Origin of the sequence: Segatella copri, assembly GCF_026015465.1 — a bacterium.
Lineage (GTDB): Bacteria > Bacteroidota > Bacteroidia > Bacteroidales > Bacteroidaceae > Prevotella > Prevotella copri_E.
The window spans coordinates 208,167-221,931 of the sequence record NZ_JAPDUQ010000003.1; the positions used below are offsets into that span (position 1 = coordinate 208,167).

The following is a 13,765-nucleotide window of genomic DNA, read 5'->3' on the forward strand; positions in this document are numbered from 1 at the left end:
ATTAAAATCGACCAAAAGATGGAACAAAACATAAGTATCATCATGCCGATATACAACCAGGCTTCTTTCGTTAGAGGAGCACTTGCTAGCTTGGAACGACAAACTTTCAAGCATTGGGAGTTGCTCATTATAGACGATGGCTCTACTGATGGGGTAAACGGCAAGATAACAGATTACTTAAATAAAGATTCTCGTATCCGCTATGTTCGTAATGAGCATAATGAGGGCTTGGGCTATAGTCTGAACCTTGGTATGCAGCTTGCTTCATACCCTATTGTTTCCTATCTGCCAGCAGATGATATTTATTATGATTCACATTTGGAAACCATGCTCAAGACAATGGTGGAGAATGATGCACAGGTGGTAGTGTCGGGTATGCTATATAATGAAGACAATGTAGGAGGTGAAGGTAAGTCAACCTATACCATGGGGACAATTTCTGAGAAATGGCTTCAGTTAGTACAGGTGATGCATAGACGTACAGACCTACGTTGGCTCGAAAGAAAGGAACTTGCAACGGACGACCTAGGTAGAATGTTCTGGAACCAATTGTTGCAGACTTACCCAAAGGTTGCTTATACGAATAAGATTACTTGTGAGTGGACTTCACATCTCTTTCAACGCCATCGTGTCATGAACGACAGAGAATTTGGTGGTATTTATATGTACAAGACCTATTACCACGTAAAGGAAGCCATCCATTATCAGTCTTCTTTTGGCAATTATATTGATGAGATTACCCATTATCAGGCATTCCGAAATTTGCCACATCGAGAAGATGGACTTAAAATATTGTTGGTAGGGGAACTCTCATATAATCCTGAGAGAATCGTGTCTCTTGAAAAGCGTGGACACAAACTTTATGGTCTCTGGATAGACAATCCTTTTAACTTCAATAGTAATGGTAACTTCCCATTTGGACATGTGGAAGATATTCCTCTCCAAGGATGGGAAGAGAAAATAAAGGAGATAAAGCCAGACATCATTTGTGGTATGACCAACTTTAAGGGTTTGGAATTGTCATGGAGAGTCTTTAAGAAGGTAAAGGACATCCCTTTTGTCTGGCATTTTAAGGAAGGTCCTTTCTATTGTAGGTCTTATGGCGCATGGGAAAAGTTGATAGAACTTTATGAGCATGCCGATGGTGCCATTTATATCAATGAGACTGCCAGAGACTGGTATCATCTCTACATGGAAAAGCCAAATGCCAACACTTTGGTGCTAGATGCCGACCTGCCACCAGAAGAGTGGTTCAAGGGAGAACGTTCCCCACTGCTCTCTGCTAAGGATGGAGAGATGCATACCGTGATAGCTGGTAGACTGCTAGGAATCAGTGTGAATGACATAGAGCAGATGGCAGAGATTCATATACATTTGCATGTTTACGGTGATATATTCCAAGACCAGTCTCGAATGCTGATAGATGAGGCTATGGCTGTGTCTCCAGACTATATTCACCTTCATCCTAATTGTCCATCAGAGAAATGGGTTAGTGAGTTGTCGCAATATGATGCAGGATGGTTGCATTATTATAAGAGCAATAATCACGGTGACTTGCTGCGTGCCAACTGGATAGATTTTAACTCACCTGCGAGATTGTCAACCTATGCGGCAGCTGGGCTCCCGATGATTATGCATGACAATTCGGGAAATGTTGTTCATCACCAGCAATATCTTGAAAAGATGAACATGGCTTTGCCTATATCCTCCATCAAGCAATTAAAGGAGTATTTTGACAACAAACCTCTGATGGAGAAGAAACGTGAGGATGTTTGGCGCAATAGGATGGAATTCTGTTTCGACAAGCATGTAGAAGAGTTGGAAGAGTTTTTCCATCGGGTTATTAATAGCAAGAAAGCTTGCATAAAATAAAATCTAGCTTATGAAGATTAGTAAATATACGACTCGTTTGTCTGTATCCGATAAATCGTGGTTGCTCTATAATGCTGTGACAGATAGGTTTGTACTGTATAGCAAGGAACTTGATTTTGGTAAGCAAACAGATTTGGATGTCTTGAAAAAGGAATCGGAACAGTTTTATGAGCAGTTGGAAAAAGGAGGCTTCGTTATTCCTAATGATAAGGACGAGACGGAGGAGGTTGTGAAGAAGGGACTGGAGAATTGCAAGAATGATAAGGAATACTACTTAATCATCAATCCTACACTGAATTGTAATTTCCGTTGTTGGTATTGCTATGAGAATCATTCGGGCAGAAAGAAAATGCGGCCCGAAACAGTGGAGAGTGTTAAACGGATGATAGATAGGCTGTGTGATACCGAGCATATAGAATTTCTTCACCTTTCTTTCTTCGGTGGTGAGCCTTTGCTGTATTATATAGATACGGTAAAACCAATCATCGGGCATGTGGAGAACTTGAAAAAAGAGCGTGGGCTAGGATATTCAATACATTTCACAACCAATGGCTACTTGATAACAAACCAATTGATAGAGGACTTGAAGAAGGTGCATGCCAATGTCTCTTTCCAAATCACGCTTGATGGAAGCAAGGAAGAACATGACAAGGTGAGAAGGTCTGCTTCAGGAAGTGGCTCGTATGACAGAATATTGGCAAATATAAAAAAGTTGTTGGAAAATGGATTCCATGTTGGATTGCGTTTGAACTATTCCGGTAAGAACGTCGCTTCTATGGGACAAGTGCAGAAAGACATCGAACCGTTGAGTGGTTATGGTAAGTCATTGTTAACGATAGATTTCCAGCGAGTTTGGCAGGATGAGGCTATTGAGTCAACAGATGAGCTTCTTCTGAAAACGATAGCAGATTTTCAAAGTAAGTTCCAGTTTGTAGGAGATTTCTTCAATCGTGTAAATTCATATAGAAATCCCTGCTATGGTGACTTAGAAAACGAGTGCATAGTAAATTATGATGGTGGTATTTATAAGTGTACGGCTAGGGATTTCACGGAAGAACTTTGTTTGGGAACTTTGCAAAATGACGGCTCGATTCTTTGGAAACATCCAGAATATGCTAGACAGAGATTGTGCAATAAATTTTCTAAGAAGGTTTGCCAAAGTTGCAAGATTTTTCCACTTTGTGGAGCTGGATGTTCGCAAACAGCTTCTGAGGTAAAGGATGCTTGTACATTATGCAAGAGCGAAATGGAAAAAGATAATATAGTATTGACACGTTTCTATGAAAGAATAGTGAAAGCTGCAAGAAAAGAAGAAAGCTGTATGGCTTGAGTTAACTTATTGTATAATAAAAAAAATGTAAGATTATGAGTAACAATTTAGAGACACTGAATAGCTTTGTACAAGAGCTGGAGGTGAAAATGGGGCAGAGTGGGCAGACTGCTGTTTTGTTGGAAGGGCAAGAGGACTTGCTAGGAGGTGAAGAAACCGACAAAAATAAAGTTTCTTGTTTGAGTACCAAAAACCAGAGATGCGTGAATACTGGTAGATGTGATCAAAGCAGCAATAGTACAGATTGCAAAAATACCGGTTTTTGTGATTATACTAATAATTCTGCAAGTTGTATGACCGGAGGTGTTGGTGGTACTGGTGGTACTGGTGGCACCGGGGGGACAAGGCAATTAGGAATAGGTTTTCCTTCTTTAGTTTTTTAATTTTATTATTTATTGGGTGGGATTGAAACTCCCATCCTTTTCTGTTAGTGAATGTAAATGAAACGGGTTCCTTATTATAGACAAATATCGACAATTGATTGTGGTCCAGTATGTTTGCAAATGATATCCGCATATTATGGAAAGAAAATGTCGTTGCAAACCATCAAAGGTTTGTGTGAGTCTACTCGTGTCGGCGTGTCTGTTAGGGAGATGATTGGGTGTTGTGAAAAAATAGGCTTACAGGCAATTGCTGTGAATGTGAAAATGGAGGATTTGAGGCGCATGCCTCTTCCTTCCATTTTGTATTTGAAGCGAGGGCATTTTGTCGTATTAGATAGAATCCATCAGAAAAGGAACAAGGATTATTTTAGAATCATAGACCCTTCTCGAGGAAGGGTAAAGTTACAGGAAAGTTTCTTATGCGATGATTTTCTTTCTGATGATTATGGGGTGGCTATTGTACTGGCACCGACGGAAAAATTCGAGAAAGGTGACTTTGTACAAGGCTCGCTTTGGAAAACAATGAGGAATTTCCAATCTCAACTTTGGGAAATATTAAGTAGCTATAAACTGAGATACGTTTATGTGTTGTTGCTTACGTTGTGTGTATCAGCATTGAATTGGGCAATGCCGCTTCTGTTGAAGACAACAATAGATAGCGGTATCATGAGCAAGAATATTGATAATGTTTTGAAACTCTTATTGTGTCAGTTAATATTCTTTGTCGGTTTTGCTACGGCAAACACTGTGTCTAGCTTTATATCTACCAAGATTACGTTGAAAACATCTGTGGCTTTTTTGCTGGTGTATCTTGAGAAAGTCATCAAGTTGCCCATGCAATATTTTGAGGTATCTCAACGTACGGAGCTGTTGGCAAAGGTGAGTGATTTGTCTCGAATCCAGAGCTTCTTTACTGACAATTTTATCAACATCTTGTTTGCCTTATTGAACATCTTGTTCTTTTCGGGCATCTTGCTGGTAAATAGCAAGGCTGTGTTCTTTATATTCATGGCATTCTCTTTGTTGACCTTTGGCTATAATTACTATTTCTCACAAAAGAAGAAAAGTTATGATTATGCTAACTTTTCTCTTCATGCAGAAAAAGACAATGTGACCTATGAGTTGATGATGGGTATGCAGGAAGTGAAACTAAACAATGCCCAGCAAGCTCGAATGAATGTCTGGAGAAAGCTGGAGGAAAAGAGCAATGCCTTACAACTAAGGATGATGTATATTGATGCTTACGCATCTAATGGAGCAAACTTCTTAGGAAAATTGAGAGACATCATATTGACTGGCTTATGTGCCTTGTTTGTCATCAAGGATGAGTTGAGTATGGGTACAATGATGATGATTAGTTTTTTGCTAGGACAATTGACACCATCTGTCTCACAGTTGTATTCCTTGGTAAATGATGCCATCTTGATAAGATTGTCTGCGGAGCGTTTGAACGAAGTCTTTGATACTCCAAATGAATCAGACGATACGCAGGTGAAGCTGACAAAGGAAATGGTAAGTGAAGGCTTAAGGCTAGACCATGTTTCTTTTAGGTACAAAGGCTTTGGTGATTATGTGCTGAAAGATATGGGCCTTCTTATTCCAAAGGGGAAAATGACAGCTATCGTTGGGGCAAGTGGAAGCGGTAAGACGACATTACTGAAATTGCTTCTAGGCTTTTACTATCCCCAGCAAGGAACCGTTTGGTTGGATAATGACCGTATGGAAACGATAGAACTGGATTCTTGGCGCAAGAAATGTGGTGTGGTCATGCAAGATGGTAAGATTTTCAGTGGAACTGTTGCCGAAAATATCGCCATGGCAGATGAACAGCCTAATCTCGAAAGAATGCAATATGCCGCAAGACTTGCTTGCATTGACGAGAGAATAAATCATTTGCCGATGAAATTTCAGACGAGGATAGGAGAAACTGGCATCAATCTGAGCGGTGGTGAAAAACAGCGTTTGCTTATAGCAAGGGCTGTCTATAAAAATCCTGAGTTTGTGTTCTTTGATGAGGCGACTTCTTCTTTGGATGCAACGACAGAAAGGGTTATCATGCACAATCTTACAGAATTCTATGCAGAACGCACGGTTGTTGTCATCGCCCATCGGTTGAGTACAGTGAAGTCTGCCGATAATATCGTCTTTATAGATAAAGGGCGCATTGTGGAGCAGGGAACTCATGAAGAGTTAATCAAACAGAAAGGATATTATTATACATTGGTAAACAATCAATTGGAACTCAATGAAAAAGCAGTATGATTATCTTGTTGTAGGTGCAGGCTTGTTTGGGGCGACTTTTGCGTATCGGGCAAGGCAAGCAGGAAAGCGAGTGCTTGTAATAGACAAGCGGTCGCATACTGGGGGCAATGTGCATTGTAGGGAAATGGAAGGCATACAGGTTCATCTGTATGGCCCACATATCTTTCATACCAAGAGCCAGAAGGTATGGGATTTTGTAAACCAGTTCGTTTCTTTCAATCGCTTTACGCTGAACACCCTGGCTAACTATAAGGGAGAACTATACAATCTGCCATTCAATATGCATACTTTCCATCAGATGTGGGGTGTGAATACACCTGCTGAGGCTTGGCAATTCTTGGAGCAGCAGAGATATAAGGGAGAGGTGCATCATCTAGAGGAACAAGCTCTGTCTTTGGTAGGCAAAGACATCTATGAGAAACTGATAAAAGGCTATACCGAGAAGCAATGGGGGCGGAACTGCAAAGAATTGCCTAGCTTTATCATCAAGCGACTGCCCGTAAGGCTAACGTATGACAACAACTACTTTAATGACCCTTATCAAGGCATTCCTATAGGTGGATATAATAAGTTGATAAATGCTTTGCTGGAAGGCTGTGAGGTTAAGACCGATTGTGAATTCTTTGAGGGCTTGAGTCAAAGTTGGCGAGAAATTGCTGATAGACTAGTCTATACAGGAAAGATAGATGACTTTTATGGATGCCGTTTTGGCAGATTGGAGTATCGTTCCTTGCGATTTGAAACAGAAACGTTGGATGTTCCTAATTATCAAGGTGTAGCACTGATGAACTTCACGGATAGGGAAACGTCCTATACTCGCATCATAGAGCATAAGCATTTTGAGCAATTTGGGGAGGCTGTATATGGAAATCCAAAGACTGTTATCACTCGTGAGTACCCTTTGGCGTATCAGCCAGGACAGGCAGAGCCTTATTACCCAGTGAATGATGATAGAAATAATCGCCTCTATCATGAGTATCAAGAGCTGGCAGATGTGGAGAAAAATGTGCTATTTGGTGGACGATTGGCAGAATATAAGTATTATAATATGGACGAGGTGATAAAAAGAGTTTTTTCTGTACCTCTAATTTGAATTATTTTATTATCTTTGTCGCACTAATTAATATACCTCAAATCCGCAACCTATAGGGTTTAGTGGGATTTTGCTTGCAAAGCGACAAAATTCATTTTATTGTACATATTTCTTGCACAACAGAAATGTCGCAGACACAAAATTCCCTTACCCCATAAAGCGACTTGAGGTAATACGCCGGTTTAACCAGAAAAGCATGGCCTTTAACCAAAGTCTGTCTTGAACAGGTTGGCATAAGCATAGTTGTCTGAATAAATGTTCAATACATGCCTACGTGACGTCTTAATCCATTTTGCAGGAACAGAGATGAACTTGAACACAAAGGTCTTGATTCTGCTGGTGGCACGCAATCCAAATTCATGGGTTTTCAATCTCTGCATAATAGCTTTGTAGAAGTTTCTGATGAGAGCTGTCATAAGCAGGAATACAGTATTCTGTGCCATGAACGATTTTGGCAATCGATTCCAGCCAAAGCCATTGTTCATGTCATCGAAGATGCGTTCCTTGCCACCACGAAGATTGTAGAATTCCACGATGTCTCTTGCACTCGACTTGTAATCGTTAGTCAGTATACATCTGTAGGTATATTCGCCTTCCCAAATGTCAAGGTCTCCATCTATTCGCCTTTGTCTCTGTATGACAAGACGATACGGTTTTCCTTTCCATTTCTCAACAAGGATGGAATTCAGCTCAAATTCAATACCGTTGATTTCAACAGTTTTCCATCCAGTCAAGGCAAACATGGAATCGTAGAAGGAAGAGCATCTGTTGGCACGAATATAAAAATGCCTGCAATGAGCCTCTACCATATCTACGATTTCCTCCGAGCATGAGCCGCAATCCATGCGGGCACGGGATATATATACTTCTGATGCCTCCAGTCGCTTGAAGATTCTTTCCAAAGTCTCTCTTTGGTTGAAGCGCACGTTTGTGTTGCCGTCTCTATTTTCAATACCGACAATCATGTCGTTAATGACTGCCACACCTGGACTATAGCCCAGGAACTTCTTGTAGGTTGGTTTTGCATCATGCTTCTCTGTTTCAATGAACTGATGGTCAAAGTCAAAATCATACTCTTGACCGGATTTCAATTGACCAGTAGCAAGCAGGGCTTTGATCAATAAGCAGTTCATCTTGTCTGCAGTATTGAAATCATAGGAGTTGCCAGAAGCAGATTTATAGGTGATGTTCTTACAAGTCAGTTCTTCGATAGTACGCAATATGGTGTCTGCGCTGCAAGTGCGAAGAGTTGGATGAAGAGACAAATGTTTCATCAAGTGAGTTGTAACATCCTCAATACATGAGCCGCCACAAAGATATACGCACATCAGAGAGCGTAGAATTTCGCTATATTGATAACCAAACATAGTGCATCTCAATCCCAAGGTGGAATCTATGGTTTGAGCTAAAAGAGCATCAAATTGCTCCATAATAGAAAAAATTCCTCCAAAAGGAGTGAGTTTCTCAGATTTTATTTGTATCTTTGCCATGTCATATTAGAGTTTTGCTTGTCTTCTTTTCGCAACACTAAGGTAAGTGAAAATTCTGACATGGCAAAATCCTGGGCAACTTTTTGTTGCTCAGGCACTTATAAATAATGTTAAACTATAGTGTTGCGGAATTAAGGATATATAAAAACGTAAACTGAACTCATTGGCGGAATTAAAATTCGCCTAAAAATTAGTATCTTTTATGGAGAAAAAGTTGTGCATCTCGCTGATTTTTAGTAACTTTGTGGTGTCAAAACATAAAGTTATAATCTTTCACGCTATGCACAACTTGTATGCAAATTTCGTAAAAATTCTTGAGATATGCAAGAATTTCTCCATAAATTTAGTTAATGAGCTAGGAAATATTCCTCGCCCAGGAGTCGTCCCACGTTTTTCAGACCTCGAAGTTGTTGCTTTGAGCTTAACTGCTGAGCATCTAAGTATCGACAGTGAAAACAACTTGTTCGACAGACTGAAGGAGTATAAGACTGAAATGCCAAACCTGATTTCTCGACGTCAATTTAATGACCGCCGAAAATTCACAGCGGAATTATGCGAGACGATTCGTAAGCGCATTGCATCAAAGATGGATGGCGCAGAAGAATATTTCTGCATTGATTCCAAACCGATAGAGGTATGCCGTTTGTCCAGAGGATTGCGTTGCAAGATGAAAGGAACAGACGTGACAAACTCTCCAGCATTTGGCTATTGTGCCACTCAGAAGATATACTATTATGGATTTAAACTCCACGCAGTCTGTGGGTTAAGTGGAGTTATCCACTCGTATGATTTGAGTCCAGCTAATGTTCATGACATTCATTTTCTTAAAGATGTTAAGTTTCAATTTCATGACTGTTGCATCCTAGGTGATCGTGCTTACCTCAGTGCAGAACTACAGCAAGACCTGTTTTCTTCTGTAGGCATTAAGTTGGAAGTTCCATATCGTCTGAATATGAAGAATTGGAGACCAACATTCAAGCCTTATGCAAAGGCGAGAAAGAGAATCGAGACCAATTTCTCTCAACTTTGTGATCACTTCATGCTCTTCAGAAATTACGCAAAGCAAACACCAGGACTGTTTACCCGAATCATCGGGAAAATTAGCGCATTCACAGTCTTGCAATATATACCTCAGTTCGGGATAAGAAATAGTGCCTAAAAAAGTTGGTAATCTCCGATATTTTTTGTATCTTTGTAGTTGAAATCCAATTAGTTACAAACATAAAAAGATATCATTATGGAGATTACCAAGGACAAAGTTACAGAATTATTTTGTATTATTGATGAATTTTACAAAGTTTTTGATGCTGAAAATGCAGGAAAATTGCTTTTGGGTGAAGATGGAGTAAAGCGCAGACGACGTAAAGCCTCTTTATCTGATAGTGAAATCATGACGATTTTGCTGTATTTCCATTTCGGCTCGTTCCGAAACTTCAAGCATTATTACCTATTCTTTATTAGAGGAACTTTGAAGTCATATTTTCCAAATGCGGTGTCTTATAACCGTTTTGTAGAACTTGAAAGTCGCGTATTCTTCCCTCTCATGTTCTTCCTGAATCTCCGTGCTTTTGGCAGATGTACAGGTATAACCTTTGTTGATTCAACCATGATACCAATATGCCACAATCTCAGGCGTTATGCCAACAAAGTGTTCAAAGGCATTGCCACAGACGGAAAGGGAACAATGGGATGGTGTCATGGGTTCAAGCTACATCTGGCTTGTAATGATAGAGGTGAGATAATTGCTTTTGTTCTCACTGGTGCAAACGTCAGCGACAAAGATCCAGCGGTATTCGATGTGTTGGCTAAACGTCTGTATGGCAAGCTGTTTGCTGACAAAGGCTATATCTCGCAAAAACTCTTCGATTCGCTTTTTGAGGAAGGCATCCAGTTGGTAACAGGACTGAGAGTGAACATGAAGAACAAACTAATGCCGTTCTATGACAAGATGATGCTACGCAAAAGATACATCATTGAAACGATTAATGACCTGTTGAAAAATACGGCTCAGATAGTACATTCACGTCACAGGTCTGTTGCGAATTTCATCATAAATATTATTTCTGCATTAGGGGCATACTGTTTCTTTGACAACAAGCCCAAGGCACTTACTGGATACGTTATCGAAGATACGAAACAGCTTAGTCTTTTCTAACATTGCATATTTTACAGGAGGATTTTGTCTCAGCAACCATCCAAGATATATAGATGGTTGCCAAGCCTCTGTATCCCTTATATAAAAACATTATAAAGCCTTTAGATAGAGTTCGTTATCCCGAACTGAGGTAATATATAAATTATGTAAACAATAGACCGATTGGCAGGGTTAAATATGCGCTAAACTAATTCCGCCAACAGGTTAAACTGACAAACAATTGAGATTATGAAGCAATTAAGAATCTTATTTATTATTGGAACTATTCTGTGCGGATTGCCTATGATGGGGCAGACTAAGGAGAAAACACTAGAATATGGTGGATGGGTAGAGGAATTCGTTACCCATACAGCTATTACAAATGCAAAACTAACTTTGCTTGATGACAAAGGAGAGGTTGTAAAAGAGACTATATCAGACGAAAGAAACGAACAGAAAAATGGTGGCTTTACGTTTATAGTTGCTAACAATCACAGATATACCATCAAAGTAGAGTGTGATGGCTATGTGCCACAAAGTTTCTCTTTTGATGTAAAGGTTAGTAAACGGGTGAATACCCGTTATTTGCCAACTATTTTTTTGCGTAAGAAGAAAAAGTTGGATGATGAGCAGCTACTGAATGAGGTAACAGTAACGGCTACCAAGGTGAAATTCTATCACAAGGGTGATACGCTGGTGTATAATGCTGATGCCTTCCAACTTTCCGAAGGCTCCATGCTCGATGCGCTTATCAGGCAGTTGCCTGGTTCAGAATTGAAGTCGGATGGGCGTATCTATGTCAATGGTCGGTTTGTGGAGAGCCTCTTGCTTAATGGCAAGGATTTCTTCAAGGGTAATAATACGGTACTCTTGCAGAACTTGCCTACATACGCGGTAAACTCCATCAAGGTATATGAAAAGAAAACTGACCTAAATCTGTTTGCCAAACGAAAGGTTGAGGAGGATGAATATGTGATGGATGTCAACCTGAAGAAACAATATAATATTGGCTGGTTGGGCAATGTGGATGCTGGTATGGCAAATGATGACCTGTATTTGGCGCGCTTGTTTGCTTTGCGAACAACTGACCATTCGCAGTTGGCAATATTCAGCAACTTTAATAATATGAATGATGGTGGTGCACCGATGCAAGGCTCTGACTGGACACCGGAGAAGCTGCCGATGTCTAGATTAACAACAAAGAAGGTGGGAGTGAACCTGAATGTGGATGATAGATTAAACCGATTCCGCTTAAGGAGTAATGCCGACCTTACTCATTATGATAATCATGAGGAAACGAATGCGTATCGCACCAACTTCTTGTCATCGGGGGATACATACGAGCGTTCTATGAATGAAGCAAAGTATTGTAATTTCTATCTCAATATGAACAACATGTTGACGTTGACTCCTGGTGGCAGAGAATCTAAATGCTATATGACAATTGACCAAAAAGCCAATTACTCTCGCCGTAAGCAGAATTCCATCTTTTATTCAGCTCTGATGGCTGAAAGTTGGGAAAATCAGGAACAGATGTGGAATCGTCTCTTCCCGATTTCAACAGGCGAGCTGTATAAGAACTTGATAAATAGGGTGGAAAGTAAGAGCCTGAATGACTTGAAGAGTTGGCTCGCATCATTGGACTACAGTTCAGATTTCATCGTAAACGAAGCTGGAGATATGTTGCAGCTAAAGCTTGGTGGTGAAGTGCTTGGTAAAGATGATGAGGAATATAGCATTTATAGCCTTGACTATGCTTCAGGAAATGTTGCTGGAAATAATGATTATCGTCGCCGTTATGTACCTTGGTCTTCTAAAGGGTATCGTTATCATGGCGGCTTGGGGTACTCCTTCAATGTTTCTGATAAGTTGTGGGGAGCTATTCAATATGGTTATGAGCAGAAGTATTCTCATGAAGAGAATAGTCTTTATCGTTTGGATCAACTTGCAGGATGGGGAGCTGATGCCAATCATGAATTAGGTATCTTGCCATCTGTTACTGATTATCTTTCAACGATAGATGCGGCTAATAGTTATCTGTATGATTTTCATACTGATGCGCATAAGCCGTTTGCGATTTTTTCCTGGCAGGTGGTAGAAGATGCAAAGAATGATATTTTGTTCAAGAGCCAGTGGAACTTCAACTTCTCGCATGAGAATATGCGTTATAGAAGGGCATCTCTAGACAAGGAACTCTCTCGTAATTTAAGTTTTCTGAACCCGGAGTTTACCCTATATTGGAGCGGAAATAGAAAAAACAGAAAGTTTTCTAGCAGTCTGGTCTATTCTATAACTCAGGTAGCTCCTCAGATGCTCTATCTGTTTGATTATATAGATGATGCAGACCCTCTGAATGTAAAGCGTTATGGAAATGAGAAACTGAAGAACTCTATGTTGCATCATCTGCAATATGTCTATAATGGAAGTTTGAAGTCTCTGATGTATGATCTTAAATACGATTATGCTTCTACCAGCGATGCAGTGGCTATGGGCTTTATATATGATAAAAACACTGGTAGACGTACTTTCTCGCCAACCAATGTGAATGGTAACTGGAATACAAGCTTGCGCTTAGGATTGAGTGGCAATGTTGATAAGAAGAGACGGTTAATGTTTAATACGGTTACCTCTTGGGGATATGTTAACAGTGTTGATATGATTAGTGATGCTGCAACTGTGGAGATGAAGAAGAGTATAGTAAAGACATCCACCATTTCTGAAGATTTGCGTCTGGACTACAAACTGGGTAAGCATTCTTTGGGAGTGAATGGTTATGTTGCCTGTCTTCATTCCAATGGCGAACAGAAGGATTTCGAAACCCTTGATGCTTACAACTATCATTATGGGCTGAGTGCAGTATTGGCACTTCCTTTCAGGTTCTCGTTTGACACCGACCTTTCAATGTATAGTCGACGCGGATATGGTGAGTCTGTGATGAATGATGACAATTTATTATGGAACTTCCGCCTTTCCCGACCATTTTTCAAGGGAAAATTGGTTGTGAAGGCTGATGCATTCGATGTGTTCCATCAGTTGAAGAAAGTGGATAGAACTATCAATGCGCAGGGCAGGGTAGAGAAATACTATAACACAGTGCCCCGTTATGTGCTCATCCACGCCATTTATCGTTTTCATGTAGCAAAAGGTAAAAAGTAAGTCTTATCAAGTCGGCTCGAAGTACTCGGCTCATCCTAACTATAT

General features: G+C 40.2%; 9 protein-coding genes. 8 read left to right on the forward strand and 1 reads right to left on the reverse strand.

The window, feature by feature from the left end; translation table 11 throughout:
* Positions 1-18 precede the first annotated feature (18 nt).
* The 5 genes from ONT08_RS12035 to glf are packed head-to-tail and all read left to right on the forward strand — an operon-like array spanning position 19 to position 6,940.
* A complete protein-coding gene (locus tag ONT08_RS12035) occupies positions 19-1,872 on the forward strand; it encodes a glycosyltransferase (protein ID WP_264960039.1) in 1,854 nt (617 codons plus the stop codon).
* Positions 1,873-1,882: 10 nt separating this feature from the next.
* The gene (locus ONT08_RS12040) at positions 1,883-3,202 is read left to right on the forward strand and encodes a radical SAM/SPASM domain-containing protein (protein WP_119227115.1); all 1,320 of its coding nucleotides are present in this window, start codon (positions 1,883-1,885) and stop codon (positions 3,200-3,202) included.
* Positions 3,203-3,237: 35 nt separating this feature from the next.
* Positions 3,238-3,585, forward strand: coding sequence for a hypothetical protein (locus ONT08_RS12045; RefSeq protein ID WP_119227114.1), 348 nt, complete (start codon positions 3,238-3,240; stop codon positions 3,583-3,585).
* 57 nt (positions 3,586-3,642) lie between these two features.
* Positions 3,643-5,847: a peptidase domain-containing ABC transporter gene (locus ONT08_RS12050; protein ID WP_264960040.1), complete on the forward strand. Its 2,205-nt coding sequence runs from the start codon at positions 3,643-3,645 to the stop codon at positions 5,845-5,847.
* The gene (gene glf / locus ONT08_RS12055; RefSeq protein ID WP_264960041.1) at positions 5,831-6,940 is read left to right on the forward strand and encodes a UDP-galactopyranose mutase; all 1,110 of its coding nucleotides are present in this window, start codon (positions 5,831-5,833) and stop codon (positions 6,938-6,940) included. The genes ONT08_RS12050 and glf overlap by 17 nt, the downstream gene beginning before the upstream one ends.
* A gap of 203 nt (positions 6,941-7,143) precedes the next feature.
* Here the strand turns inward: glf and ONT08_RS12060 are convergent, their stop codons facing one another.
* Positions 7,144-8,430, reverse strand: coding sequence for an IS1380 family transposase (locus ONT08_RS12060; RefSeq protein ID WP_264959274.1), 1,287 nt, complete (start codon positions 8,428-8,430; stop codon positions 7,144-7,146).
* A 202-nt stretch (positions 8,431-8,632) separates the two neighbouring features.
* On the opposite strand from ONT08_RS12060, the gene ONT08_RS12065 reads away from it, so the two are divergent.
* The 3 genes from ONT08_RS12065 (at position 8,633) to ONT08_RS12075 (ending at position 13,720) form a co-directional block, all read left to right on the forward strand.
* Positions 8,633-9,589, forward strand: coding sequence for an IS982 family transposase (locus ONT08_RS12065; protein WP_437183607.1), 957 nt, complete (start codon positions 8,633-8,635; stop codon positions 9,587-9,589).
* Between the two features lie 78 nt (positions 9,590-9,667).
* The gene (locus ONT08_RS12070; RefSeq protein WP_119250497.1) at positions 9,668-10,585 is read left to right on the forward strand and encodes an IS982 family transposase; all 918 of its coding nucleotides are present in this window, start codon (positions 9,668-9,670) and stop codon (positions 10,583-10,585) included.
* Positions 10,586-10,813: 228 nt separating this feature from the next.
* Entirely contained in the window at positions 10,814-13,720 is a 2,907-nt protein-coding gene (locus ONT08_RS12075) for a hypothetical protein (RefSeq protein WP_264960042.1), read from the forward strand.
* Positions 13,721-13,765 lie beyond the last annotated feature (45 nt).